We start from the raw sequence: 24,945 nt of genomic DNA on the forward strand, positions 1-24,945 counted from the left end.
TTTGCATGCCTGATGCGGTGCATGTGAAGGGTGTTGCACAAGTGGAATCCGCGTCGGGCGCAGGTCACTTGACGACCTGCGACCAGTCCGGCGACTGCGCCGGGTCGAGGCTGCGCAGCGCGGCCAGGGTCTGCGGCTTTTGTACGTCGAGCCAGTCGGCCAGTTCCTTGAAGGTCACGCACTTGACGCCCTTTTTGGTGCAGATCTTCGGGATGATCTGGTCGATGGCCTTCATGTAGATGCCGCCGTTCCAGTCCTCGAAGTGGTCGCCGACGAACAGCGGGGCCCGACTGCCGTAGTAGACGCGGTTGAAGCCGGCCATGTAGGAGTCGACGGTCATCTGCTGCCACTGGGCGTACTTCGACGGATCACCGTTCGTCTCGCCCTGGGACTGGTTGTAGAGGAAGTTGAAGTCCATGGACAGGCCCTGGAACTTGCCGTTCTCGTACGGGAGCATCTGCAGCGGGAAGTCCCAGATGCCGTTCTTCTTCGTGGGCCATATCTGGAAGTCGCCCGGCGAACTGGCGTCGTAGCGCCAGCCATAGCTCTTGATGGCCTTCAGCAGATTCGGCTGGCCCTCAAGGCAGGGTGCGCGACCGCCGGTGACCTCCTTCTTGAAGTCGAAGGGCAGCGCGGGAACGTCCTTGTAGCCGGTGGTGGTCTTCCAGTTCTCCACGAATTGGAAGAACTGGTCGATCTCGCTCTTCCACTGGGCGACGGACCAGTCGCCGCCGCCCTTCTTGCCGCAGAAGTGGCCGTTGAAGTGGGTGCCGATCTCGTTGCCCTGCTGGTAGGCCAGGCGAAGCTGCTCCAGGGTGGTGCGGATGTGCTCGTCGGTGGCGTAGTCGATGGCGGCGTCGCCGGGTGAGTGCATCGGGCCGTGGTAGAGCGACTTCCTGCTCTTGGGCAGCAGGTAGATGCCGGTGAGGAAGAAGGTCATGTGGGCGTTGTACTGCTCGCCCATCTTCCGGTAGTGCGAGAAGAGATGGTCGTCGCCCTCCAGGGCGCCGTCCCAGGAGAAGACGACGAACTGGGGCGGCTTCTCGCCGGGCTTGAGCGGCACCGGCTTCAACTGCCCCGGCTGCGGGCCGGTGTAGGAGGTCGAGCCGTCACCGAGGATGTGGGTCCTGCCGTCCCAGGTGGGTGTCGGGCTGGGCTTCGGGGCGGCCGCCTTGGGCTTCTTGCCGGCCGAGGCGGTCGGCTCGGTGTCGTCCGGCCGGGTCAGCGCCAGGAAGCCGGCCACCAGGGAGGCCACGACGAGAAGGACGGCGAGCGTCAGGACCTGCGGGCGGGTGGCGGCGGGGCCCAGGCGACGGCCGGGGGCGCGACGCCGGCCCGTCGGTGACTTCTTGCGAGACATTGCGCGGCTCAATCTCAGAGAGGGGCGAGGGGATCTGTGGGGTCCGGGGTCAGCCCAGACCCGTGGCGGCCGACCAGAGGGCGTACGGGACGTCGTCCGCCGATGTGCCCGCCAGCCCCTTGAGGGGCAGTGGCTGCAGGGACTTCGCCAGGTCCATGCGGTAGACGACGACCGCTGTCGACACGGAGTCGGCTGTGCCGGCGTACCAGGCGGCGGTGTCCTTGTCGTCGGTGCCGGCCTTCCCGGCCGCCCCCGGTGTGAGGGCGGCCGTGGCCGGGTGGGCGGTGCGGAAGGAGTCGGCGAGCGCCTCGTCGACCTCCTGGGCCACCTGGGCGCCGACCGCACGCCGGGGGCGCGGGGTGTTGAGGGCGACCGGGGCGCCGTTCCGGGTGATCCGGCGCACCGAGTACGGCTCCGTGTGCGTGCCGCCGGCCGCGAACGTGGCGTATCCGCTCGCCATGCGGATGGCGCTGGGCGTGGAGTTGCCGAGCGACAGGGCGGGCACCTGGGGGCCGATGCTGTCGGACAGCAGTCCGGACGCCTCCGCGGTCTGGCGCACGTTGTCCAGGCCGGTGTCCATGCCGAGCTGCATGAAGGGCGTGTTGACCGACTGGGCGAGCGCCTGGCGCAGGGTGATCTGCCCGTAGGACTTCCCGCCGTCGTTGTGCGCGGCGACCTTCTTGCCGCTGCGGTCCCAGTAGGGGCCTTCGGGGGTGGTGACGGGAATGCCGTCGTCGCCGTTGTAGGGCGTCTCCGGGGTGACGGGGGTGGCGGGTCCGCCGCGTGTCCTGTGGACGCCGTGTTCGAGCCCGGCGGCGTAGACGAACGGCAGGAACGCGGTGCCGGCCGGGACGGTGGCCGCGTTGGACTCGTTGTAACCCTGCGTACGGTGGTCCGGGCCGCCGTAGACGGCGAGGATCCGGCCGTCGGCGGCGACCGACGCGGCGCCGTAGTGCGCGGTCTTCGCCGCGTCCGGGTGGTCCTTCTTCGCCTGCTTGCGGGCCTTGGTGACGGCGTCGGTGAGCGCCTGCTCCCGCTTGCGGTCGAAGGTCGTGTAGATCTGGTACCCGCCGAGGTCGAACTGCTGGTCGGTCAGATGCCCGGCCTTCTTGGCGTACTGCGACGCCAGCTCCACCAGGTAGTCGCTCTGCGCGCCGGTGTTGTACAGCGGGTTGCTCTTCAGCGGCTCGGGGAAGGTCTTGTACGTGGCGCGCTCCTGCGGCGACAGCTGGTGGATCTTGACCATGCGGTCCAGGATCCACTTCCAGCGTTCCACGGCCCGCTTGTGGTTGGCCTTGCCGAGTGTGGGGTCGTACAGGCCGGCGCCCTTGAGGAGTCCGGCGAGCATGGCGGCCTCGGACGCGTTGAGCTTGCTGACGTCCTTGCCGTAGTAGGCCTGGGCGGCGCGCTGGATGCCGTAGCTGCCGCGGCCGAACCAGCTGGTGTTGAGGTAGCCCTCCAGGATCTGGTCCTTGCTCATCTTGTTGTCGAGCTTGAGGGCGATCATCGCCTCGGTGAACTTGCGGCTGAGCGTCTGGTTCTGGGAGAGATAGACGTTTTTGACGTACTGCTGGGTGATGGTGGATCCGCCCTCGGTGTCGCCCTTGCCCACCGTGCGGTACAGCGCCCGCGTGATGCCTTTGACGGATATGCCCGGGTCCGAGTAGAAGCTTTCGTTCTCCGCCGCCAGCACCGCCCAGCGGACGTCCGGGGGTATGTCCTTCAGCGGCATCGCCTGCCGCTGCACCCAGCCCGTGCGGGCCATCGGGGTGCCGTCCGACCAGAAGTAGACGTTGTCCTGCTGCGTGGCGTAGGTGTTCAGGTCGGTCGGTATGTCGGTCATCGCGTACGCGGTGGCGAGGAAGAGGGTCAGCAGGCCGAACGAGGCCGTCGTGGCGCCGAGCCACTGGCGCCAGGACGGTATCCAGCGGCGCCAGCCGGTCCGGCCGGGGCGGGGGTACAGGGGCTTCAGACGGCGCGCGCAGCGGGCGAGCCGGCGGGCGTACGGGGCCAGGCTGCGGGCGTACGGGGTGAGCGGCCCGAGCAGACGCCGGGTCGCGGCCAGGGCGCGCTCGCGCGCGGCGGGACGCGCACTGCGCCGGCGCTCGGCCCGGCTGCCGGCCGCGGGCGGCTCCGGCGGCGGGGGCACGCGCAGCTGCACGGTCTCGTCCGCCCTGAGGGTCTCCACCCTCAGATGCAGGGTCATGTCCGCGTCGATCGGCTTGTCACCACGGGCTCCCGCCTGGGGAGCGCCGTCCCCCTGCGACGCATCGGTCACCTGCGTCTCCCCTCCGCACTCGTTCTTGCTCGCGCGGTGAGCTGAGCACCCTCGCAACGGCGTTCACAAGTTATCAACGAAGTTTTCGAATCCTCTGTTCAAGGGGCGGAGTTTCTCGCAACACTCATGCAACATTGAGAAACCGTCGCCCGGGCCCCGACGGCTACCCTGGGCCCATGCCACGCTATGAGTACCGTTGCCGCAGTTGCGGCGAGACGTTCGAAATGAGCCGGCCCATGGCCGAATCCGCCGCCCCCGCGCCGTGCCCTGCCGGGCATGACGACACGGTGAAGCTGCTGTCGACCGTTGCCGTGGGCGGCACGGCCACGCAGGCCCCTGCGGGGGGCGGGGGCGGCGGTTGTTGCGGTGGGGGCTGCTGCGGCTGATCACCCACGAAGGTGCCGCTCGGCGCCTTCCCGCGGCCCGGCACCGCTGTGGCTCATCGCACCGTTCCCCGCGCCCCTGGGGGGCGCTACTGCCGTGCCGCTCGCAGAAACTCCCGTACGATCCGCTCGCCGGCCAGCACCCCCCGCTCCGGCAGCGCCGCGATCTGCGGTGCCGTCCAGCCCGTGTCGGCCAGTTCGCCGTGGCCGGGGCGCCAGCCCCGGTCGGCGGCGAGGAGCAGGTCGGCGTCCAGGAGGGAGTCACCCGCCGCCAGCGTGAGGTCCGCGCCGGTGCGGCGGGCGACCTCGCGTACCGCCGCGCTCTTGGTGAGCGGCTGGGGGACGGCGTAGATCTTGCGGCCCTGGAGCGAGACGGTCCAGCCGCGGTTCTCGGCCCACACCGCCAGCTCCTTCACCCAGTCCTCGGGCAGCAGCTCGCGCTCGACGACGAGATAGGCGAACAGATCCTCGGCGATCCGGTGCTTGCGCACCCAGACGGGGTCGGCCGTCCTCAGCAGGTGCTCGCGGACTTCCCCCAGCGGTGCGCATTCGTCGGCGAGACGGGCCTGCACGCCCGCGTGCCAGTCGGGGTCCGTCACCCCGTCGACCAGCAGATGGCCGCCGTTGGCACAGATCGCGTACGTGGGGGGCGGCCCGGGAAGGTTGATCCGCTGGTACTGCTTGCGGGTCCGGGTCGTGGTCGGCACGAAGACGGCCGCGTCGCCGAGGTCGGTCAGCAGCTGGGCCGCCGTCTCCGTCATGTACGACAGCGGCCTGGCCTCGTGGACCTCCACACACAGCAGCCGGGGTGCCCGCGCGTCCGGCATGGTCAGCGCGAGGGCCGCCGAGGAGTAGATCAGCGTACGGTCGAGGTCGCTCGCCACCAGCACCGGCATCAGGCGTTCACCGCCTTGCCGTCGGCGCCCGTCGCCCCACGCGTGTACCTGGGGTGGATCAGCCCGACGCAGGTGTACGGCAGGTCGCCGACCTCCTCGACGGGTACGCCTCTCTGCTCGGCGAGCAGGCGGACATGGTCGAGGTCGGCGCCGGCCCCGGCACGGGCGAGGATCTTCCACGGCACCCGGCGCAGCAGCACCCGGGTGGTCTCGCCGACGCCGGGCTTGACGAGGTTCACGTCGTGGATGCCGTACTCCTCGCTGATCCGCTCGACGGCCCGCCAGCCGGCCCAGGTGGGGGTGCGGTCCTCGGCCATCAGCTCCTTGACCGCGGCGTCGACGGGGTCGGCGACCTCGGGGAAGCGGGCGGAGACGGCGTCGAGGAAGGCCACCGAGACGTCGGCGCCGGCGAGTTCGCGGTAGAACTTCGCACCGTGGAAGTCGTCCGGGCCGACCAGGTCGGCCCGCAGCACCGTACGCGAGATCAGGCCGGAGACGGTGGAGTTGAGGCAGGCGGAGGGGATGAGGAAGTCCTCACGGGTGCCGTAGGTGCGCACACAGGAGCCCGGGTCGGCGAGTACGGCGATCTCCGGGTCGAAGCCGGTGATGCCCTCCCGCTCCTCGAACTCCTCGACGGCCTGGGCGAGTTCGCGGGTGATGGCGCCCTTGCCGGTCCAGCCGTCGACGAACACGACGTCACGGGGGTCGTGACGGTCGGCCAGCCAGCGCAGCGCGTTGGCGTCGATGCCCCGGCCGCGCACGATCGACACGGCGTAGTGCGGGAGGTCGAGGCCGTGCCGGAACCGGGCCCAGCGGCGCATGAGGATACCGACCGGGGTACCCGCACGGGCCAGGGACACCAGCACCGGGCGGGGCGACCGCTCGGCGATGACCGCCTCGGTCACCACGCCGACCGCCTGGGCGAGCCGGGCGGCGGAGGCGTCGAGGGCGGTGTGGAACAACTCCTGGTACTGCTCGCTCGGCTGGTACTCGACGGGCAGTGACTCGGCGTAGTGCGCGCCGCCGCTCTGGATGGCCTCCTCGCGCTCCTCGGTCGGCGCCTCCAGCGTGACGTCGGACAGGTCCTGCAGCAGCCAGCCGACCTCGTCGGGCGCGTAACTGGAGAATGCGGGGCCGCGGAGGGGCTCGGGCAGCATGGCCGGCCTTTCGGGAGTGTGCGGGACATACGCGGGGACGACCGCGAGCAGGACGTGCGGGACGTGCGCCGCGAGCCGCGCCAGCAGGCCGTCGGGCGCGTGCAGGGCGGGAGTGTCGGCGACGGAGTCGACCACGGCGACGACGGCGTCGAAGCCGCCGCCGGCGACGTTGTAGGCGTAGCGCTCACCGGGACCGTCCGCCGGGTCGTCGTGGGCGGGGAAGACCAGGCGGGTACGGATCGCGTACCCGGGATCGTCCAGAGCCAGGACCGGCGAGCGGGTGGTGGTGGAGAAGCGCACCTCGGCATCCGTGGTCCGCTCCAGCTCACGGGCGAGGCGCAGGGGGGCGTACATCAGCTCTTCGAAGCCGAGGACCAGGACGCGACGGGCGCCGGAGGGCAGGGCGCCGCGTATTCGGGCGGCCATGGCGGGCAGGGCGGCGTCCAGGCGGGCCCGGTGGGCGGGCGTGAAGCCGTGGCGCCCGCCGTCGGGGAGGCGATGGGGCCAGTGCAGTTCTATGCGCCTGGGCCGGTGCGCCCCTCGGGCGCGACCGGCCACGGACGACCCGCACCCGGCCGACTCATGGTGAGCCACCAGTTGCTGCCCCTTGCCGAGCACATCCGACGGCAGCCGCACCGTCCCGGACGCGGCGGCGACAAGATCCACCCGGGCCCCGATCCCACGGGCGAACCGTTCCAGCCGATCCGCGTCCTCAGCCGAGCGCATGTCCACCAGCGCCACCACCACATACCGCCCCCGCGGATACCGCTCATGCAGGTCACGGATGGTGTTCAGCACTGTGTTACCGGTGGAGAACTCATCGTCGACGAGTACCAGCGGACCGTCACCGGCCAGCAGGCCGGCGTCTTCCGGCAGCAGAAGATGCGACGTGGCGTGCGAGTGCGACTCCTCGAAGCCGCCCGCCCGGGCGACCCCGGCCACCGGCCGGCGCGTGGAGTGCAGATACGGCGCCGTACCGAGGCCGTCGGCGACCGCGTGGCCCAACCCGGTCGCGGTCTCCGCGTAACCGAGGACCACCGCCTTCCCCGCCTCGTCCGGGGAGAGCAGCGCGGCGACCCGTCGGCCCAGGCGGTAGCCGTACTCGTAGACCACGGACGGCGACTGCGGTACGTGCTTGCCGAGCACGTTGGAGACCAGCAGATGAGCCCGCTTGGGATTACGGCGCAGCGCCAGTCCCAGCAGGGCCTGCAGACCGTCGTCCCCTACGAGTTCGACCCCGAGCCGCTCCGCGACCCAGCTGCCGGACCAGATGCCGTCGTTCACTGCGTGATTCATGCATTCCTTGGACGTGTGGGAAGGGTCAGCCGGGTATCCCGGCGGCGAGCAGCTCCACGAAGCCGACGTCCTCGTGGGCCACGCCGAAGACCTCGGCGCGCAGCACAGTGCGCTCGGCCCAGGCGCGGTGCGGCTTCACCTCGTTCATCTTGTTCGTGTAGGCCGAGCGAAGTACACCCCCGCCGCCGCGTTCCGGCCGCAGGATGTCCTGGGCGTCGCTGTACTCCTCGTGGCTGACCACGGAGAGCGCGTGGACGGGCAGCACATGGGAGGGGTGGATGCAGGTCTTGCCGAGCAGGCCGTTGGCGTGGTCGAGGGAGATCTCCCGCAGCAGGCCGTCCATGGCGTGCTCGATCAGCCTCTCGCGCAGCTCGACGGCCTGCACCTCCAGGAAGGGGCTCTGTCTGAGCTGCGGCTTGAACATGCGCTCGGAGACCCGGAAGTACTCCCACACGGGCCCGGTCACGGTGAACCCGGTGCCGTCGGCGCGGCCCAGCATGTTCACGACGTCGGCGATCACCGAGGCGACGATCTGGACGTCGTAGGCGGTCATGTCCGGGGCGCGGCGCAGGCCGTAGGAGGAGCAGAAGTCGGTCACGCCGAGGCGCAGCGCCAGCACCCGGTCGCGGAACTTGTCGACCGCGCGGAAGATGCCCTCCAGGGTGTCCACGCGGGACTCCCGGTAGAGCAGCTCCGGGGACTCCAGGACGGGCATGGCGAACAGCCGGCGCCCGGTCTCGGCCTCGGCGGCCGTCAGGGCCTCCAGGAAGGGGATGCCGCGCTCCTCGGTGAACTTGGGCAGCACGAATCCGGACAGCAGCCGCACGGACGGGCCGAGGCGCCGGGCCAGATCGGGGATCTGCTCGGGGGTGCGCACCCGGATGAACAGCAGCGGCGGCTCGACGCCGGGCCGGGCGGCCAGGTCGGCGAACTGCCGGACGAGGTTGTCCTCGCCGGCCGCGACGTCCGCGTCGTCGATCGAGTCCTCCAGGCACAGCACCATCGAGACCACGCCGTTCCCGGCCTGCTTGACGATGTCGTCGGCGAGCCTCGGCCGGGTGGCCGGGCTGTACAGGGTGGCGCCGAGAGCGGCGGCGAGCAGCCGGGCCGGCGAGTCGGCGCTGAACGCGCACGGCTCCCGGTGGAAGAGGCGCTGCCGCACCTCCGGGGCGATGTGCCCGAAATGACGCATAGGACTCCCTCAGGACGTGGGCCCGAGTCTCAGTGTTCGGTAAAGGGTGGCCGGTAATAGTACGTAGAGATCCATGTCAGGGGTTCCCTGCGGGCATGAATTTCCGGTAACTCACCCATGTCGGCGGTGCTCTGGGAGACCACCCCCCGCATTGTCGTGGCCAGGACCGAGAGGGCAGGATGACCGCATGACGCACGCGATGCTGAAGGGGTCGAACGTCCCGCTGGAAGCCGACACGGTCCGCGCCGTGCTGCGCTGGGCTCCCGGGCAGGCGGTCCCGGACGTGGACGTCTCGGCGCTGCTGCTGGGCCCTGACGGCCGGGTGCGCTCCGACGAGGACTTCGTCTTCTACAACCAGCCCCGGCACCCCTCCGGGAAGGTGTGGCGGCTGGGCAAGAAGCGCATCACCGAGGGACTGACCGACACGATCCAGACGGATCTGCCCGGCGTCGAGCCGGACGTCGGCCGGATCCTGCTGGTCGCGTCGGCGGACGGGGTCACCTTCGACCGGGTGCCGGCGCTGTGCATCCTGCTGTACGACGCCGCGGTCGCCGACGCCGAGCCGCTGGCCCGGTTCGAGATCAAGCCGGAGACGGGCGCGGAGACGGCGCTGATCTGCGGGGAGCTGTACCGGCGCGGGGAGGGCTGGAAGTTCCGCGCGCTGGGAGAGGGCTACTCGAACGGGCTGAAGGGGCTGGCCACGGACTTCGGCATCTCGGTGGACGAGGGGGAGCCCCCGGCGGTTCCGCAGCCATTGCCTCCGGCGGTGGTGCCGCAGCCGGCGTATGGATACCCCCAGCCGCAGCCGGTTCCGGTTCCGGTTCCGGTCGGGCCATTGGCTTCGGACTTCCGGTTGCCTCCGCAGGGGCCGCAGTTCATCGGGCGGTGAGTGCGCCCAGTGGCTCGGGGCTGCCGGTTGTACGGCGGCTGCGGGGGCTCGTGGTTTCTCGCGCAGTTCCCCGCGCCCCCTCGGGGCGCACCGGCTCCCGGCGCTTCAGCGGTCGACCTTGGTCTTGTAGCCCCTCCCCCACTGCAGCCCCCACCCGTAGAGCCGGTCCAGCTCCCCCTGGAAGCCGTAGACGAACTTCACCTCGCGGCGGACGACCAGCTCGCCCTTCACGTTCTCGATCATGACGACCGCGCAGGAGCGGGCCTGGGGATGGCGTTCGTCGAGGCCTATCTCGATGCGGGGGCCGTTGCTCGGGTACAGCGTGACGATGGCGTGGGTGCGGTCGAAGGCCGGCGTCTGGTCGTAGATGTAGACGAAGACCAGCAGGCGTTTGATGGCGTCGCGGTGGTCGAGGTTGACGTACATCGTCTCGCCGGACGCCGAGCCGAACCGGTCGTCTCCGCTGAGCTTGATGTACGGCGGTGCGTTGACGTCGCCGAGGTAGCCGCCGAGCGGCTGGACGACGCCCTTCGTGCCGTCGGTCAGTTCGTAGAGGCAGCCGAGGTCGAGGTCGACGTTGACCATGCTCTGGCCGTGGCCGAGGACCTCCGGGGGCCTGAGGGCCTTGAAGGGGTGCCTGAAGAGGCTGGTGCGCTGGACTCCGTCGAAGTCGGAGGTGCGCATCCGCCAGGTGAGGTTGACGCGCAGATGGCCGGTGGCCGCGCCCTGCTTGGTGAGGGACACCGCCTGGTGCCGCCTGGTGAGTTCTATGGCGTTGCTTGAAGCGCTGCCCGAGTCGAAGTCGGCAGCGCTGGCACCGCGCAGCCCGTCGAAGAAACCCATTCCCGCCCCCAGGTCATTCTTGTGAACGCCGTCGGGGCGGCCGACCGCGTCGGCCGCCCCGCTCAGAGCGTTCCTCACCGGCCGGGGTGTCACACCCCGGAGGAGACCTCGGCCTTCTCTCCGGTGCCCTCCCCGGCGGCCGCCAGCGCGCGGTTGCGGCGGACGGAGGACCAGAAGGACCAGGCGATCAGGAGGACGCCGACGAGACCGGTGATCACCTCGTTGATCTCGTACTGGATGGTGACCATGAGGATCACGGCCAGGGCGCCGATGGCGTAGTGGGCGCCGTGCTCCAGGTAGACGTAGTCGTCGAGGGTGCCCTGGCGGACCAGGTAGACCGTGAGGGAGCGGACGTACATCGCGCCGATGCCGAGGCCGAGGGCCATCATGACGATGTCGTTGGTGATGGCGAAGGCGCCGATCACGCCGTCGAAGGAGAAGGACGCGTCCAGGACCTCCAGGTAGAGGAACATGAAGAACGCGGCCTGGCCGGCCAGCAGTACCGCCGACTTCGGCTTGCCGCTGCGGGCGGCCTCTTCCTCCGCCTCGTGCTCGCGCTCCTCCTCTTCCTCCAGCCGGTCCTCGAAGTAGCCGGACAGGCCTCCGACGATCATGTAGGTGATCAGGCCGGCGATACCGGCGATCAGGACCGTCTGGGCCTTGTCGATGTGCGCGCCGCCGTGCTGGTGGGCGTGGGTGGCGAAGGTGAAGGAGGTGATCAGCAGGGCGATCAGGGCGATGCAGACCGCCAGCATGTCGACCTTGCCGAGCTTGGCCAGGGGCCGCTCGATCCAGCGCAGCCACTGGATGTCCCGGTCCTCGAAGATGAAGTCGAGGAAGATCATCAGCAGGAACATGCCACCGAAGGCGGCGATCGCCGGGTGGGCGTCGGTGACCAGCTGCTGGTAGCGGTCCTTGTCGGTGAGGGCCAGGTGGACCGCGTCGTACGGGTTGAGCTTGGCGGTGACGGCGACGATGACGACCGGGAAGACCAGCCGCATGCCGAAGACCGCGATGAGGACGCCGACCGTGAGGAAGATCTTCTGCCAGAAGGCGCTCATCTTCTTCAGGATGCCGGCGTTGACCACCGCGTTGTCGAACGACAGCGAGATCTCGAGGACGGCGAGGATCGCGACGACGCCGAAGGCCTCCCACCCCCCGTAGAAGAACGCGGCGACCAAGCCGAGCGCGGTGACCGCGAACGACCAGCCGAAGGTTTTCAGAAGCACTGGCTACCCAATCGTGTCAGTACGGGGCTCCCCCGCGCCGTACTCGGCTTTGCTAAACGTTGACTCCCGAGTGTAGAGGTGCACCCTACCGGCGGTACCGTGCGGGGCAAGCCGCGCTACGAAACGTTCACCCCGAAGTCCAGGGCGATACCGCGCAGGCCCGACGCATAGCCCTGCCCCACGGCCCGGAACTTCCACTCGCCCTGGTAGCGGTACAGCTCGCCGAAGATCATGGCGGTCTCGGTGGAGGCGTCCTCGCTCAGGTCGTAGCGCGCCAGTTCCTGGCCGTCGGCCTGGTTCACGACCCGGATGAAGGCGTTGGAGACCTGGCCGAAGGTCTGGCCGCGCTCGTCCGCCATATGGATGGAGACCGGGAAGACGATCTTCTCGCAGTGCGCGGGAACCTTGGTGAGGTCCACCAGGATGGACTCGTCGTCGCCCTCGCCCTCACCGGTGAGGTTGTCACCGGTGTGCTCGACCGAGCCGTCCGGGCTCTTGAGCTGGTTGTAGAACACGAACCACTCGTCTCCCAGCACGCGGTTGCCCGCGCCGCACAGCAGCGCGCTGGCGTCGAGGTCGAAGGGAGCGCCGGTGGTGGAACGCGCGTCCCAGCCGAGCCCGATCATGACGTTGGTGAGGTTCGGTGCGGCCTTGGAGAGGGAGACATTGCCTCCCTTGGCGAGCGTGACGCCCATGATGCTGGTCCTCCCCTAGTGGTGCTTCCCTGGTTGTCCTGCGCGTCCGGCGCCGCACGTAAACGGTGCGGCGCCGGTGCCAGGCCCTTGTGCGTCAGACGTTGACGCCGAAGTCCTGGGCGATGCCGCGCAGACCGGAGGCGTAGCCCTGGCCGATGGCACGGAACTTCCACTCCGCCCCGTGCCGGTACAGCTCGCCGAAGACCATGGCGGTCTCGGTGGAGGCGTCCTCGCTCAGGTCGTAGCGGGCGATCTCCTGCTGGTTGGCCTGGTTCACGACGCGGATGAAGGCGTTGCGGACCTGGCCGAAGGACTGCTGGCGGTTCTCGGCGTCGTAGATCGACACCGGGAAGACGATCTTCTCGATGTCGGCCGGGACGCCGGCCAGGTTGACCTTGATCTGCTCGTCGTCGCCCTCGCCCTCACCGGTGAGGTTGTCACCGGTGTGCTCGACCGAGCCGTCGGGGCTCTTGAGATTGTTGAAGAAGACGAAGTGCTGGTCGCTCGCGACCTTGCCGGAGTTGTTCAGCAGCAGCGCGCTCGCGTCGAGGTCGAAGTCGGTGCCGGTCGTGGTGCGCACGTCCCAGCCCAGCCCGACGATGACGGCAGTCAGGCCCGGGGCCTCCTTCGTCAGCGATACGTTGCCGCCCTTGCTGAGGCTGACTCCCACGGGTCCTCCATGTGGTGTCCAGGGGCGGGGAGCCCCGTCGTGCTTCGGATATGGGATCAACGTGCCGATCCTAGTGACGGGTTCCCGCACCCCGCAGACCCTGGACCCGGTGCATCGCAGGTGTCGGCCACGGTCGGCCTACAGGGTGTCGAGCGCCTTCACGTAGGCGTTCAGGTCGCGCGCGTCCGGCAGGCCGTTGACCACGGTCCACCGCACGACGCCCTCCTTGTCGATGATGAAGGTGCCCCGCACGGCGCATCCCTTGTCCTCGTCGAAGACGCCGTACGCGCGCGAGACGTTGCCGTGCGGCCAGAAGTCGCTGAGCAGCGGGTACTCCAGGCCCTCCTGCTCGGCGAAGACGCGCAGGGTGTGGATGGAGTCGTTGGAGACGGCGAGCACCTGCGTCTCGCGGTCCGAGAACTTCGGCAGGTTGTCGCGCAGCTCGCACAGCTCACCGGTGCACACACCGGTGAAGGCGAAGGGGTAGAAGAGCAGGACCACGTTCTTCTCGCCGCGGAAGTCCGAGAGCTTCACGGTGCGGCCGTGGTTGTCCTTGAGCTCGAAGTCGGGCGCCTTGTCGCCGACCTGGATCGCCATCGTCGTGCATCCCTTCGGTGGGCTGTTCGGGTGAGCGCACAGCAAACGCTCGGCTCCACCCTACGCAGCGATCACCGGGGCCTTCCGGACGGGCTGGGGCGAAGACCAGCCCGTCCGGTCGACGACCCTCACGTCACTTCTTGGACTTGGCCGCCTTCGGCGTGGCCAGCCGGCTGCCGCTCCAGTCCTTGCCCACGCTGACGCTCTTGGAGGCCGTCAGGCCGGCCGTCGTGGCGGCGTCCTGGATGTCGCTCGGCTCCACGTACCCCGAACGGCCGGTCTTCGGCGTGAGGAGCAGGATCGCGCCGCCCTCTTCGATGTACGTGGTGGCATCCACCAGCGCATCCGTCAGGTCACCGTCGTCGTCACGGAACCACAGCACAACGGCGTCGGCCACGTCGTCGTATTCCTCGTCCATCAGGTCGCCTTCGACGGCTTCCTCGATGGCCTCGCGGAGCTCCTGATCGACGTCGTCGTCGTAGCCGATCTCCTGGACCACCTGCCCGGGCTGGAACCCCAGCCTGGCGGCAGGGTTCGTCCGCTCCTCCGCGTGGTCCGCGGTCGCGCTCACGGGTTGCCTCCTGATCATGTCTTGGTGAATATCTCAGCCACGCGCGTGCGCGAAGCATTGGCCGTAGTCCACACGGGCGGGACGGATCGCGCAAGTACCCGGCCGTCCGGACCGCCGAAACGGTGACGATCCCGGCCGTGTCCCCGCAACTCCAGGCACCGTATCCCGATTCCTCGAGACCCACATCACACCGATGTGCCCGGTTTGCGCCATTCGGAATCATTCAGCGATACGACCCTCGAACGGCTTTGCCAAGCCTGTCACACCCCGGGCGTATCGTTGCGTTTTGACCGAGGAAGAGACCGATGGCCACCGAGGAGATGACGTACGCCGTCCCGAGGTACACGATGGGGAACGGTGTAGGCAGGTGCAAAAAACTGGCCCTCTGACAGGTAAGGAACAGCGTGGCTTCCGGATCCGATCGCAATCCGATCATCATTGGCGGCCTTCCGAGTCAGGTTCCTGACTTCGATCCCGAAGAGACCCAGGAGTGGCTCGACTCCCTCGACGCCGCCGTGGACGAGCGCGGCCGGGAGAGGGCCCGCTACCTCATGCTCCGGCTGATCGAACGGGCCCGCGAGCGGCGCGTGGCCGTGCCCGAGATGCGCAGCACGGACTACGTCAACACGATCCCCACCAAGGCGGAGCCGTTCTTCCCGGGCAACGAGGAGATCGAGCGCAGGATCCTCAACGCGACCCGCTGGAACGCGGCCGTGATGGTCTCGCGCGCCCAGCGCCCCGGCATCGGCGTCGGCGGTCACATCGCCACCTTCGCCTCCTCGGCCTCGCTGTACGACGTCGGCTTCAACCACTTCTTCCGCGGCAAGGACGAGGGCGACGGCGGCGACCAGGTCTTCTTCCAGGGCCACGCCTCCCCGGGCATCTACGCCCGCGCGTACCTCCTGGACCGGCTCACCGAGGACCAGCTCGACGGCTTCCGCCAGGAGAAGTCGAAGTACCCGAACGGCCTGTCCAGCTATCCGCACCCGCGCTCGATGCCGGACTTCTGGGAGTTCCCGACGGTCTCCATGGGCCTCGGCCCGCTCGGCGCGATCTACCAGGCGCGGATGAACCGCTACATGCAGGCGCGCGGCATCGCCGACACCTCCAGGTCGCACGTGTGGGCGTTCCTCGGCGACGGCGAGATGGACGAGCCGGAGTCGCTCGGCCAGCTGTCCATCGCCGCCCGGGAGGGCCTGGACAACCTGACCTTCGTCGTCAACTGCAACCTGCAGCGGCTGGACGGTCCGGTGCGCGGCAACGGCAAGATCATCCAGGAGCTTGAGTCGATCTTCCGGGGCGCCGGCTGGAACGTGATCAAGCTGATCTGGGACCGCTCCTGGGACCCGCTGCTCGCGCAGGACCGGGACGGCGTGCTGGTCAACAGGATGAACACGACTCCGGACGGCCAGTTCCAGACCTACGCCACCGAGTCCGGCGCGTACATCCGCGAGCACTTCTTCGGCGACGACGTCCGGCTGCGCTCGATGGTCGAGAACATGACCGACCACCAGATCCTGATGCTGGGCCGCGGCGGTCACGACCACCGGAAGATCTACGCGGCGTACAAGGCGGCCCTGGAGCACAAGGGCCAGCCGACGGTCATCCTGGCCAAGACGGTCAAGGGCTGGACCCTGGGACCGAACTTCGAGGGCCGCAACGCCACGCACCAGATGAAGAAGCTGACGGTCGACGACCTCAAGCGCTTCCGGGACCGGCTGCACCTGCCGATCTCCGACAAGGAGCTGGACTCCGGCCTGCCGCCGTACTACCACCCGGGCCGGAACACCGAAGAGATCCAGTACATGCACGACATGCGCAAGGCGTGCGGCGGGTACGTCCCCACGCGCGTCGTGCGCTCCAAGCCGCTCGCGCTGCCGGACGACAAGGCGTACGCGACGGTGAAGAAGGGCACGGGCCAGCAGTCCATCGCCACGACCATGGCGTTCGTCCGGCTCCTGAAGGACCTCATGCGGGACAAGGAGATCGGCAAGCGGTTCGTGCTGATCGCGCCAGACGAGTACCGCACCTTCGGCATGGACTCCTTCTTCCCGAGTGCGAAGATCTACAACCCGCTCGGCCAGCAGTACGAGGCGGTCGACCGGGACCTGCTGCTCGCCTACAAGGAGTCGCCGACCGGCCAGATGCTGCACGACGGCATCTCCGAGGCGGGCTGTACGGCCTCCCTGATCGCGGCGGGCTCGGCGTACGCCACACACGGCGAGCCGCTGATCCCGGTGTACGTCTTCTACTCGATGTTCGGTTTCCAGCGCACGGGTGACCAGTTCTGGCAGATGGCCGACCAGCTGGCGCGCGGATTCGTCCTGGGTGCGACCGCCGGCCGTACGACGCTGACCGGTGAGGGTCTGCAGCACGCGGACGGCCACTCGCAGCTGCTCGCCTCGACCAACCCGGCGTGCGTGGCCTACGACCCGGCGTACGCCTACGAGATCGCGCACATCGTCCAGGACGGCCTGCGCCGGATGTACGGCGCCGACGCGGACCACCCCCACGGCGAGGACGTCTTCTACTACCTGACCGTCTACAACGAGCCCATCCAGCACCCGGCCGAGCCGGCGAACGTGGACGTCGAGGGCATCCTCAAGGGCGTCCACAAGATCGGTGAGGGCACGAGCGGCTCGATCCCGGCGCAGATCATGGCGTCGGGCGTGGCGGTCCCGTGGGCACTGGAGGCGCAGAGGATCCTCGCCGCGGACTGGAACGTACGCGCCGACGTATGGTCGGCCACCTCCTGGAACGAGCTGCGCCGCGAGGCGGTGGAGTGCGAGGAGCACAACCTGCTGCATCCGGAGGAGGAGCAGCGGGTGCCGTACGTGACGCGGAAGCTCGGCGGCGCGGAGGGGCCGTTCGTGGCCGTGTCCGACTGGATGCGGTCGGTTCCGGACCAGATCGCGCGGTGGGTGCCGGGCACGTACCAGTCGCTCGGCGCGGACGGCTTCGGCTTCGCCGACACCCGGGGCGCGGCCCGGCGCTTCTTCCGCATCGACGCGCAGTCGATCGTCGTGGCGGTGCTGACCGAGCTGGCCCGCGAGGGCAAGATCGACCGCTCCGCCCTGAAGCAGGCCATCGACCGGTACCAGCTGCTGGATGTGTCGGCGGCGGACCCGGGAATCGCGGGTGGCGACGCGTAACGCTGCGCGTGTCCGACGCAGGGCGGTGCCGGTGGCGCCGCCCTCGTTGCTTTTTCTTTACCATTGCGGGCATGAACGATCAGTCGGCGCAGGCACGTTGGGAGCGGCTCACCCAGCGTCCGTTGCTCGCGCTGGCGGTGGCGTTCGCCGTCGCCTATGCCGTACCGATCGTGGACGACCCCGCGAGCCGGTCCCTGACGCTCCTGTGCACCACCACGGAGTGGGTGGTGTGGGCCGCGTTCGCGCTCGACTACCTGATACGGCTGGTGATCACCCCCCGGCGCCGGGAGTTCGTCCGCACGCACTGGATAGACCTGTGCGCCGTGGTGCTGCCGCTGCTGCAGCCGCTGCGGCTGCTGCGGATGGTGTCGACGCTGCTGCTGGTGGGGCGGCGGGCGCGGATGGCCTCGCAGATCCGGCTCACGACGTACGTGGCCGGGGCGGTGGTCGGACTGCTGATGTTCGGCTCGCTGGCGGTGCTGTCCGTCGAGCGGGACTCGCCGAAGGGGAACATCCGGACGCTGGGTGACGCGGTGTGGTGGTCGTTCACGACGATGACGACCGTGGGGTACGGGGATCACGCGCCGACGACCGGGCTGGGGCGGATGATCGCCGTCGGACTGATGCTGTCCGGGATAGCGCTGCTGGGTGTCGTCACCGCGAACATCGCGGCGTGGTTCATCGCGCGGTTCGAGAAGGACGACGTGGAGGAGCGGCGCCAGACGGAGGCGATCGCTGCCCTGGCCGAGGAGGTACGGCTGCTGCGGGCGGAAGTGGCCCGGTTGGCCGGCGAGCGGGAGCAGCAGCGCAGTTGACCGGCGCCGGGTGCCGCGGCCGGCCGGGGGTCGGTCGCTCACCGGCGTGTGCAGGCCCTCAAGGCACTGGGGGCGCGACCGCCCGCAGCGGCGGCGCCAGGAAGCCGGCGGCGCTGCCGCTGCCCAGGGGCGCGGGGCTGTGTGCGCTCGCACGCGGCGGCGGCGCAGCCCCGGCAAGAAGGACCCGTCGGCTAGAGGAGCCCGTGGCCCCAGGTGGCCGCGCCCGCCAGGGCGATGACGGCCAGCAGCGTGTCGATCGCGCCGAGGATCAGGGCCACCAGCGCCGGGATGTCCCGGTCGTTCGACCACCTGCGGCCCATCGCCTGCCAGCCGCACAGCATCGCCACCGGTCCCAGGACGACGCCCAGTGCGAAGAAGCCGGCCACGGCACAGATCGTGCCGATGATGCCGAGGGTCGCGCGGTCCGGCCCGGTCCGTTGCCACGTCCGGCCACGTGAGCGGGGGTACCCGCGCGTTCCGTTCCCGAAGCCCGCCATCATCAACTCCCTGAGGCTCATGGACAGTTCGGCTTCGCTGTGCGGGTACCCCGGTTCGCCGCCGGCAGACCTGCGCGCGCTGCCCCCCTCCAGCAGCGCGCGCCCCGGCCCGGCGGTCCTCCCATGCACTGCGGAGGACTTGACCCACTGTGACCTGCGGCGCGCGCCCAGTGCGAGGATTCTTTAGCGGAGTCACCCTGATAGGCGAACTCCGCCCGCAATCTCGCCGGGAGCGGCACTCAGATGTGGCCCACGCCCGCTCCCGCCCCGGAGTTCGCGCCCCGCTTGGTCAGCAGCGCGACGAGGACGGCGACGGCCGCCACGCCCGCCGCGACCAGGGAGGCGAGGCTCATGCCGGAGATGAAGGTGTGGTGCGCGACCTCGGTGATCCGCGCGGCGACCGGCTCCGGAACGCCCTTCGGCACCGGGGCGACGCCGACCTGCACCGCCTCCGAGGCCTTGTCCAGCTGGTCCGGGGTCAGCCGCGGCAGCCCCGCCCCCGTCCAGTTGCCCGGCAGATCGCTGTCCACCTTGGAGGCCATCACGGCGCCCAGCACGGCCGTGCCGAGGCTGCCGCCGATCTGCATGGCCGCCTGCTGGAGGCCGCCCGCGACGCCGGACAGCTCCATGGGCGCGTTGCCGACGATGACCTCGGTGGCACCGACCATGACCGGCGCGAGACCGAGGCCGAGCAGCACGAACCAGACGGACATCACTCCGCTGCCGGTGTCGGCCTTCAGCGTCGACATGCCGTACATGGCGACGGCTGTCACGGCCATGCCGCCGGCCAGGGGGATGCGCGGGCCGAGCTTGGTGATCGCGGCGCCGGCCAGCGGGGAGCCGACGATCATCATGCCGGTGAGCGGCAGCAGGTGCAGGCCGGCGTCGATGGGGCTCATCCCGCGCACGTTCTGCAGGTAGAAGGTGACGAAGAAGAGCCCGCCCATGAACGCGATGGCCATGAGGACCATCAGGATGACACCGGCCGACAGCGGTACCGAGCGGAACAGGCCCAGCGGGATGAGGGGTTCCTCGACCCTCGTCTCCCAGTAGGAGAACACGGCGAACAGCGCCACGGACGCGATGACGAACATCCATGTCCTGCCGTCGCCCCAGCCCCAGGTGGGGGCCTTGATGAGGGCCCAGACCAGGCAGAACATCGCGCCGGAGAGCAGGGCGATGCCGAGGATGTCGAAGGAGCGCGGTGCGTTCTGCGCGCGGTGGTCGAGCAGGATCAGCGTGCCGAGGAGCAGGGCGAGCACGCCGACCGGGACGTTGATGAAGAACACCGACTGCCAGTTGACGTGCTCGACGAGGACACCGCCGAGGATCGGACCGCCCGCGGTGGACGCGCCGATCACCATGCCCCAGATGCCGATGGCCATGTTGAGCTGCTCGGCCGGGAAGGTGGCCCGCAGCAGGCCGAGCGCGGCCGGCATCAGCAGCGCGCCGAACAGGCCCTGGAAGACACGGAAGGCGACGACCGCGGCGATGCTGTGGGACAGGCCGATGGCGCCGGAGGCGGCGGCGAAGCCGGTCACACCGATGAGGAACGTCTGCCGGTGGCCGAAGCGGTCACCCAGCTTTCCCGCGGTGATCAGGGTGACCGCGAGGGCGAGGAAGTAGCCGTTGGTGATCCACTGCACGTCGGCGAAGGTCGCGTGCAGGTCGTCCCGGATCGACGGATTGGCGATCGCCACGATGGTGCCGTCGAGGGCCACCATCATGACGCCCACGGCGACGGTGATGAGGGTGAGCCAGGGATGGCCGCGCAGCCCCGCGGCCGGAGCCGACCCGAGCGGGGCTGCCGAGCGTGCGTCCCCCGGCCCCGTCGCATCCATGGTGCTCTGACTAGTCATGTGTTCGAGGCTAGTGACAGCCTCTGACAATTGACAAATCATTTCAGCAGTCAGTAACTGACACCTATGGAAACACTGCGCGAACGCAAGAAACAGCGCACCCGGGAGGAGCTGGTGCGGGCCGCTCTGGAACTGTTCACCACCCAGGGGTACGAGCACACGACCGTCGACGAGATCGCCGAGGCCGTCGACGTCTCCCAGCGCACCTTCTTCCGTTACTTCGCCGGCAAGGAGGACGTGGCCTTCGCGGTGCAGGGAATGACCGAGGAACGCTTCGTGGCCGCCGTACGGGCCCGGCCCGCGCACGAGGCGCCGATGGAGGCCCTGCGACAGGCGGTCCTGGAGGGCTGGGACGCGATCCGCGAGACCGTCGAGTCGGCCGTCCCGGTCGAGCTGTATCTGCGCATGTACCGGACGATCGAATCGACGCCCGCGCTGCTCGCCGCCCATCTGCGCCGCTCGGCGGCGACCGAGGAGACCATCGCGCGACTGCTCGCCGAGCGCGAGGGGGTGGACGTGGACGCCGACCCGCGACCGCGGCTGGCCGTGGCCGTGTTCGGCGGAGTGATAAGGGTCACGGAACGGCAGTGGTGCACGGGCGACGACTTCAGCCTGGCGGCGATGCGTCAACTCACCGCGGCCTACCTCGATCAGGTGGGTCCGGCGCTCACCGGAAACTGGCGTGCCACAAAAGATCGTTGACGGGGCGTTCGACCGTTCCGCGAAACGTGATCCCTGTCACTGGGTTACCCCGAGACCCTCTCGTTCTCCTAGTGTGTCCTCCCAGTGACTTCCTTCGACACCTCCCCGCCACTGAACGTCTGGCGCGCCCTGCTGGCGCTGGCCGTGGTGTTCGTGATGCTCGCGACCACCGGTTGGACCGCCCTGCGCAGTCACCGGGAGTCGACCGCACTGCAGGCCTCGCTCGCCCAGTGGGAGCACGGCAGCATCCACGGCCTCCGTCTGCCGGACCCCCAGGCCGCACCGGCCCGGCTCAGCCGTTTCTTCGCCTCCCTCTCCCCCGAGGACCGGAACCGACTCGCCCACCGCTACCCGCTCGCGGTCGGCAACATGAACGGCGCCCCCGCCGCCGTGCGCTACCGCGCCAACCGCATCGCGCTGGAGCAGCAGCGCGAGGTCGAGAAGAAACGTATGCACGACAGCCGGCTCAGCACGGCCGGACAGCAGGACGCGGGCAGTCGTATGCACCGCTACGAGTCCCTGCTGAGCCCGGGCCGGCAGATCCTGGCCTTCGACCCCGAGGGCTCGGGCCGCGTCGCCGAGGTGTTCGGGAACCTGGACGAGGCGCAGCGGATCTCGGTCGTCGTCCCCGGTGTCGACACCGATCTGCTCACCTTCCAGAGGACCGCCCGCCCCTACTCCGCCCCGGTCGGCATGGCCGAGGCCCTGTATGCGGCGGAGCGCGCGCAGAGCCCCGGGACGCGTACGGCCGTGATCGCCTGGGCCGACTACACCGCCCCGGACGGACTCGGCATGGACGCGGCCACCGGGCTGCGCGCCGCGGAGGGCGCCGTACGGCTGAACGCCCTGGTGGGCGGCCTGCCCGGCCATGCCCCGGTGGCGATGATCTGCCACAGCTACGGCTCGGTGGTCTGCGGGGTCGCCGCGCCCGCACTGCCCCGCCGGGTGACCGACATAGCGGTGGCCGCGAGCCCCGGCATGCGGGTCCCCAGCGCCTCCCATCTGGACACGGGGGCCCGGGTGTGGGCCATGCGGGACGCCACCGACTGGGTCCAGGACGTGCCGTATCTGGAGCTCGGCGGGCTCGGGCACGGCGCCGATCCGGTGTCCTCGGCGTTCGGCGCGCGGGTGCTGTCCGCGCGGGACGCACAGGGGCACGCCGGTTACTTCCAGCCGGGCACGGACAGCCTGCGCAACCTCGCCGGCGTCGGGGTCGGCGCGTACGGCGCGGTGACGTGCGCACGCGAGAACGATGCGTGCCGGGCCGGTGTGCCCGGCACTACCACGGCCGGACGCGCGTAGAAACAGCAGGAAGTGCGGTCTGCGCAGGTGGCGACGGAGGAGCACGTGCCGCATACGATGAGCCGCATGGGTGACGTACTGGCGGGTTTTCATGCCGTCTGGGAGTTCGAGTCCGACTCCGTGCTCATCCGTTACGAACGGGGGATTCGAACACCGAAGCTGTTGCAGGCGCTCGGAGAACGGCGCGTCCCGCTGTCCGCGGTCGAGGGGGTGACCCTCACCCCGGGCAAGCGCGGCACCGTCGTCCTGCGGCTGGTGCCCCGCCCCGGCGCCGATCCGCTGATGGAGGCGGCGGACGGGCAGCTGAAGGAGGGCTCCGATCCGTACCGGCTGGTGCTGTCGGCCGAGCGGGAGGCTCTCGCCGAGTACTACGCGGACGAGCTGAAGTCGCTGCTGACCGAGTCCGGGTCCGGGCCGGCCGACCGGTTCCTGGTGCCGGTGCCCGAGGCGCCGCTGCAGTTCAAGGCGTACGACGGCAAGGCGTCCTTCGACGGGACGTCCGTGCAGTTCCGCTGGTCGTGGACGGGGGCGTCGTCGGCGAAGTGGAAGGCCGGTGACCAGAGCTTCGCGGTCGCCGACCTGAGCGGGGTGGAGTGGCGGTCGCCGGAGGTGTTCGAGGGGCATCTGCGCCTGGTACGGCGTGACGGTTCGGGCCCGTTGGTGCAGCCCGATCAGGACCCGGCGGCGGTGGTGTTCGGTCTCGGGTACGGGCCGGTGCACGAGTCGTTGCCGTTCGCCGCGGCCGTGCTCGCCGCCGCACGCACCAGGGGGCCGGTACCGGTGGTACCGGCCCCGTCCCGGCGCGACCCCGCGGACATCGCCGAACGGATCCGGCATCTCGGGGAGTTGCATCAGGCGGGGCTGGTCACCGACGAGGAGTTCTCCTGCAAGAAGGCGGAGTTGCTGGCCGAGCTCTAGCGTCTGCCGGGCCGGGGTGGTCGGCTGCTATTCCCTTCCCGCAGAGGTGAAGCTCATGTCCGCGTACCGGTCGCCGGCCACCTTCGCCGCGATCGGCTCCAGTTGGGCCAGTTCCTCGGCGCTGAGGGTGATGCGGGTCGCCGCCACGTTCTCCTCCACCCTGCCCGGCTTGCGGGTGCCCGGGATCGGGACGACCGGCAGGGTGTCGAGCGTGGCGCGCTGCTGGACCCAGGCCAGGGCGATCTGGCCGGGGGTGGCGCCGTGGGCCTCGGCGATCGCGCGCAGGGGCTCCAGGAGGGCGGCGTTGGCGGCCGCGTTGGCGCCGGTGAAGCGGGGCTGCAGACGGCGGAAGTCGTCGGCCGTGAGGTCCTGCTCGGCGTTGGCGAAGGATCCGGTGAGGAAGCCGCGGCCGAGCGGCGAGTACGGCACCAGGGCGACACCCAGGTCCCGTGCGGCCGGTACGACCTGCGCCTCGATGTCCCGGCTGAACAGCGACCACTCCGACTGCACGGCCGCGATCGGGTGCACGGCGTGCGCGGCGCGCAGCTCCTCGGCGGTGACCTCGCTCAGCCCGAGGTGCTTGACCTTGCCCTCGCGGACCAGCTCGGCCATCACGGTGACGGTGTCCTCGATGGGGACGTTCACATCACGGCGGTGCATGTAGTAGAGGTCGATCACGTCGACGTCGAGACGCTTCAGGCTGGCCTCGACGGCCTCGCGGATGTACGGCGCGTCGTTGCGGATGATCCGCTCGGTCGGGTCGTGAGGCGGGATCGACAGGGCGAACTTGGTGGCGATGACCACCTCGTCCCGGTGCGCCTTGAAGAAGGGGGACAGGAACCGCTCGTTCTCGCCCGCGCCGTAGGCGTCCGCCGTGTCGTACAGCGTCACGCCCAGCTCCAGCGCCCGGTCCAGCGCGGCGCGCGCCTGGCCGGCGTCGGTGGGACCGTAGGCGAAGCTCATGCCCATGCAGCCGAGGCCCTGTACGCCGACCTCGGGTCCGCTCTCGCCGAGCCGTACCGTCGGGATCCTGGCGTCGGTCATCGTGTGGTCCCCTCTGTGGCGTAGAAACTGATCTTGCGGTCGAGCACGGCGAGCGTGTCCCGCAGTTCGGCGATCCGGCTCAGCACGTCGCGGCGGGTCGACTCCAGCAGTTCCTGCCGTTCCCGGTAGGTGCTCTCGCCCTCCCGGACCAGCTCCGCGTACCGGACCATGTCCGCCACCGGCATCCCGGTCAGCCGCAGCTTGGTCACGAAGTCCAGCCAGTCCAGGTCGCGGTTGCGGTAGCGCCGCTGACCGGTGTGCGAGCGGTCGACGTGCGGCATCAGGCCGATCCGCTCGTACCAGCGCAGGGTGTGCGCGGTCAGGCCGGTGAACGCGACGACCTCGCTGATCGTGTAGTGGTCCTGGCCGTCGGGGCGCGGATGACGTCTGGGCGGGGCGGAGCAGATGTCGGCGGGGGCCGGGGGCGCGGTGTCCGCCGGCGGGGTCTGCATCACCGTCATGGCCTCCACGCTATGGCCTTGGAGTGCACTCCAAGCAAGCGGATCCGGTAAGAAATCCGCAGGACGCGAGCCGGTGCGCCCGGCCGGCGTGCGGCACCCGAGCTCAACGCCTCCCCGGACGCCGAACCGCGGTACGCCT

The 24,945-nt window shown here is 69.8% G+C and carries 22 protein-coding genes; 7 read left to right on the forward strand and 15 right to left on the reverse strand.

Annotated elements, in window-relative coordinates; translation table 11 throughout:
* Positions 1-64: 64 nt before the first annotated feature.
* Both ACIGXP_RS24995 and ACIGXP_RS25000 read right to left on the reverse strand, forming a co-directional pair.
* Complete coding sequence (locus tag ACIGXP_RS24995; protein WP_363217834.1) at positions 65-1,360, reverse strand: hypothetical protein; 1,296 nt, start codon at positions 1,358-1,360, stop codon at positions 65-67.
* 49 nt (positions 1,361-1,409) lie between these two features.
* Positions 1,410-3,425 (reverse strand): transglycosylase domain-containing protein, encoded by a 2,016-nt coding sequence (locus ACIGXP_RS25000; protein WP_399772096.1) that lies wholly within the window; start codon positions 3,423-3,425, stop codon positions 1,410-1,412.
* Positions 3,426-3,814: 389 nt separating this feature from the next.
* On the opposite strand from ACIGXP_RS25000, the gene ACIGXP_RS25005 reads away from it, so the two are divergent.
* Positions 3,815-4,024, forward strand: coding sequence for a zinc ribbon domain-containing protein (locus tag ACIGXP_RS25005; protein ID WP_399771693.1), 210 nt, complete (start codon positions 3,815-3,817; stop codon positions 4,022-4,024).
* Positions 4,025-4,110: 86 nt separating this feature from the next.
* Here ACIGXP_RS25005 and ACIGXP_RS25010 read toward each other — a convergent pair whose 3' ends face one another.
* The 3 genes from ACIGXP_RS25010 to ACIGXP_RS25020 are packed head-to-tail and all read right to left on the reverse strand — an operon-like array spanning position 4,111 to position 8,562.
* On the reverse strand, positions 4,111-4,917 hold the full coding sequence (locus ACIGXP_RS25010) for an HAD family hydrolase (protein WP_399771696.1): 807 nt from the start codon (positions 4,915-4,917) through the stop codon (positions 4,111-4,113).
* The gene (locus ACIGXP_RS25015) at positions 4,917-7,370 is read right to left on the reverse strand and encodes a phosphoribosyltransferase (protein ID WP_399771698.1); all 2,454 of its coding nucleotides are present in this window, start codon (positions 7,368-7,370) and stop codon (positions 4,917-4,919) included. The genes ACIGXP_RS25010 and ACIGXP_RS25015 overlap by 1 nt, the downstream gene beginning before the upstream one ends.
* Before the next feature lie 25 nt (positions 7,371-7,395).
* Positions 7,396-8,562: an HpcH/HpaI aldolase/citrate lyase family protein gene (locus ACIGXP_RS25020; protein ID WP_399771700.1), complete on the reverse strand. Its 1,167-nt coding sequence runs from the start codon at positions 8,560-8,562 to the stop codon at positions 7,396-7,398.
* Between the two features lie 187 nt (positions 8,563-8,749).
* Here ACIGXP_RS25020 and ACIGXP_RS25025 point away from each other — a divergent pair, with 187 nt between their 5' ends.
* Positions 8,750-9,451, forward strand: a complete 702-nt coding sequence (locus ACIGXP_RS25025) for a TerD family protein (RefSeq protein WP_399771703.1) — start codon at positions 8,750-8,752, stop codon at positions 9,449-9,451.
* A gap of 105 nt (positions 9,452-9,556) precedes the next feature.
* Here ACIGXP_RS25025 and ACIGXP_RS25030 read toward each other — a convergent pair whose 3' ends face one another.
* The 6 genes from ACIGXP_RS25030 to ACIGXP_RS25055 form a co-directional block, all read right to left on the reverse strand.
* Positions 9,557-10,294 (reverse strand): Tellurium resistance, encoded by a 738-nt coding sequence (locus ACIGXP_RS25030; RefSeq protein WP_363220473.1) that lies wholly within the window; start codon positions 10,292-10,294, stop codon positions 9,557-9,559.
* 89 nt (positions 10,295-10,383) lie between these two features.
* On the reverse strand, positions 10,384-11,523 hold the full coding sequence (locus ACIGXP_RS25035) for a DUF475 domain-containing protein (RefSeq protein ID WP_363217551.1): 1,140 nt from the start codon (positions 11,521-11,523) through the stop codon (positions 10,384-10,386).
* Positions 11,524-11,639: 116 nt separating this feature from the next.
* On the reverse strand, positions 11,640-12,218 hold the full coding sequence (locus tag ACIGXP_RS25040; protein WP_363217550.1) for a TerD family protein: 579 nt from the start codon (positions 12,216-12,218) through the stop codon (positions 11,640-11,642).
* Between the two features lie 94 nt (positions 12,219-12,312).
* On the reverse strand, positions 12,313-12,888 hold the full coding sequence (locus tag ACIGXP_RS25045) for a calcium homeostasis/redox stress adaptation protein (RefSeq protein ID WP_363217549.1): 576 nt from the start codon (positions 12,886-12,888) through the stop codon (positions 12,313-12,315).
* Positions 12,889-13,026: 138 nt separating this feature from the next.
* The gene (locus ACIGXP_RS25050; RefSeq protein ID WP_360090617.1) at positions 13,027-13,485 is read right to left on the reverse strand and encodes a peroxiredoxin; all 459 of its coding nucleotides are present in this window, start codon (positions 13,483-13,485) and stop codon (positions 13,027-13,029) included.
* A gap of 133 nt (positions 13,486-13,618) precedes the next feature.
* Positions 13,619-14,056, reverse strand: a complete 438-nt coding sequence (locus ACIGXP_RS25055; RefSeq protein WP_351245079.1) for a DUF3052 domain-containing protein — start codon at positions 14,054-14,056, stop codon at positions 13,619-13,621.
* Between the two features lie 404 nt (positions 14,057-14,460).
* Between ACIGXP_RS25055 and aceE the strand changes: the two genes are divergently transcribed.
* Positions 14,461-17,208 carry a pyruvate dehydrogenase (acetyl-transferring), homodimeric type gene (gene aceE, locus ACIGXP_RS25060; protein ID WP_363217547.1) on the forward strand — a complete coding sequence of 916 codons (2,748 nt, stop codon included), beginning with the start codon at positions 14,461-14,463 and terminating at the stop codon, positions 17,206-17,208.
* A gap of 71 nt (positions 17,209-17,279) precedes the next feature.
* Positions 17,280-18,023, forward strand: a complete 744-nt coding sequence (locus tag ACIGXP_RS25065) for a potassium channel family protein (RefSeq protein WP_399771708.1) — start codon at positions 17,280-17,282, stop codon at positions 18,021-18,023.
* Between the two features lie 191 nt (positions 18,024-18,214).
* On the opposite strand, the gene ACIGXP_RS25070 is transcribed toward ACIGXP_RS25065, so the two are convergent.
* The gene (locus ACIGXP_RS25070) at positions 18,215-18,523 is read right to left on the reverse strand and encodes a small hydrophobic protein (RefSeq protein ID WP_399772099.1); all 309 of its coding nucleotides are present in this window, start codon (positions 18,521-18,523) and stop codon (positions 18,215-18,217) included.
* 236 nt (positions 18,524-18,759) lie between these two features.
* The gene (locus ACIGXP_RS25075) at positions 18,760-20,361 is read right to left on the reverse strand and encodes an MFS transporter (protein ID WP_399772101.1); all 1,602 of its coding nucleotides are present in this window, start codon (positions 20,359-20,361) and stop codon (positions 18,760-18,762) included.
* 84 nt (positions 20,362-20,445) lie between these two features.
* Between ACIGXP_RS25075 and ACIGXP_RS25080 the strand changes: the two genes are divergently transcribed.
* The 3 genes from ACIGXP_RS25080 to ACIGXP_RS25090 all read left to right on the forward strand — a co-directional run bounded on the left by ACIGXP_RS25080 (position 20,446) and on the right by ACIGXP_RS25090 (position 23,301).
* Positions 20,446-21,081, forward strand: a complete 636-nt coding sequence (locus tag ACIGXP_RS25080) for a TetR family transcriptional regulator (protein ID WP_399771711.1) — start codon at positions 20,446-20,448, stop codon at positions 21,079-21,081.
* 84 nt (positions 21,082-21,165) lie between these two features.
* Positions 21,166-22,383: an alpha/beta hydrolase gene (locus tag ACIGXP_RS25085; RefSeq protein WP_399771714.1), complete on the forward strand. Its 1,218-nt coding sequence runs from the start codon at positions 21,166-21,168 to the stop codon at positions 22,381-22,383.
* 66 nt (positions 22,384-22,449) lie between these two features.
* Positions 22,450-23,301 carry a DUF4429 domain-containing protein gene (locus ACIGXP_RS25090; protein WP_363217541.1) on the forward strand — a complete coding sequence of 284 codons (852 nt, stop codon included), beginning with the start codon at positions 22,450-22,452 and terminating at the stop codon, positions 23,299-23,301.
* A 27-nt stretch (positions 23,302-23,328) separates the two neighbouring features.
* Here ACIGXP_RS25090 and ACIGXP_RS25095 read toward each other — a convergent pair whose 3' ends face one another.
* Positions 23,329-24,345, reverse strand: coding sequence for an aldo/keto reductase (locus ACIGXP_RS25095; protein WP_399771717.1), 1,017 nt, complete (start codon positions 24,343-24,345; stop codon positions 23,329-23,331).
* Entirely contained in the window at positions 24,342-24,806 is a 465-nt protein-coding gene (locus ACIGXP_RS25100; RefSeq protein ID WP_363217539.1) for a MerR family transcriptional regulator, read from the reverse strand. The genes ACIGXP_RS25095 and ACIGXP_RS25100 overlap by 4 nt, the downstream gene beginning before the upstream one ends.
* Positions 24,807-24,945: the final 139 nt, after the last annotated feature.

This window comes from Streptomyces sp. NPDC053069, assembly GCF_044546895.1.
GTDB lineage: Bacteria > Actinomycetota > Actinomycetes > Streptomycetales > Streptomycetaceae > Streptomyces.

Excerpts from the sequence above, each read along its gene's own strand:
- ACIGXP_RS24995 (WP_363217834.1), bottom strand. The coding sequence starts at position 1,360 with ATGTCTCGCAAGAAGTCACCGACGGGCCGGCGTCGCGCCCCCGGCCGT.
- ACIGXP_RS25005 (WP_399771693.1), top strand. The coding sequence starts at position 3,815 with ATGCCACGCTATGAGTACCGTTGCCGCAGTTGCGGCGAGACGTTCGAA.
- ACIGXP_RS25010 (WP_399771696.1), bottom strand. The coding sequence starts at position 4,917 with ATGCCGGTGCTGGTGGCGAGCGACCTCGACCGTACGCTGATCTACTCC.
- ACIGXP_RS25015 (WP_399771698.1), bottom strand. The coding sequence starts at position 7,370 with ATGAATCACGCAGTGAACGACGGCATCTGGTCCGGCAGCTGGGTCGCG.
- ACIGXP_RS25020 (WP_399771700.1), bottom strand. The coding sequence starts at position 8,562 with ATGCGTCATTTCGGGCACATCGCCCCGGAGGTGCGGCAGCGCCTCTTC.
- ACIGXP_RS25025 (WP_399771703.1), top strand. The coding sequence starts at position 8,750 with ATGACGCACGCGATGCTGAAGGGGTCGAACGTCCCGCTGGAAGCCGAC.
- ACIGXP_RS25030 (WP_363220473.1), bottom strand. The coding sequence starts at position 10,294 with ATGGGTTTCTTCGACGGGCTGCGCGGTGCCAGCGCTGCCGACTTCGAC.
- ACIGXP_RS25040 (WP_363217550.1), bottom strand. The coding sequence starts at position 12,218 with ATGGGCGTCACGCTCGCCAAGGGAGGCAATGTCTCCCTCTCCAAGGCC.
- ACIGXP_RS25050 (WP_360090617.1), bottom strand. The coding sequence starts at position 13,485 with ATGGCGATCCAGGTCGGCGACAAGGCGCCCGACTTCGAGCTCAAGGAC.
- ACIGXP_RS25065 (WP_399771708.1), top strand. The coding sequence starts at position 17,280 with ATGAACGATCAGTCGGCGCAGGCACGTTGGGAGCGGCTCACCCAGCGT.
- ACIGXP_RS25070 (WP_399772099.1), bottom strand. The coding sequence starts at position 18,523 with ATGATGGCGGGCTTCGGGAACGGAACGCGCGGGTACCCCCGCTCACGT.
- ACIGXP_RS25075 (WP_399772101.1), bottom strand. The coding sequence starts at position 20,361 with ATGGATGCGACGGGGCCGGGGGACGCACGCTCGGCAGCCCCGCTCGGG.
- ACIGXP_RS25080 (WP_399771711.1), top strand. The coding sequence starts at position 20,446 with ATGGAAACACTGCGCGAACGCAAGAAACAGCGCACCCGGGAGGAGCTG.
- ACIGXP_RS25090 (WP_363217541.1), top strand. The coding sequence starts at position 22,450 with ATGGGTGACGTACTGGCGGGTTTTCATGCCGTCTGGGAGTTCGAGTCC.
- ACIGXP_RS25095 (WP_399771717.1), bottom strand. The coding sequence starts at position 24,345 with ATGACCGACGCCAGGATCCCGACGGTACGGCTCGGCGAGAGCGGACCC.
- ACIGXP_RS25100 (WP_363217539.1), bottom strand. The coding sequence starts at position 24,806 with ATGACGGTGATGCAGACCCCGCCGGCGGACACCGCGCCCCCGGCCCCC.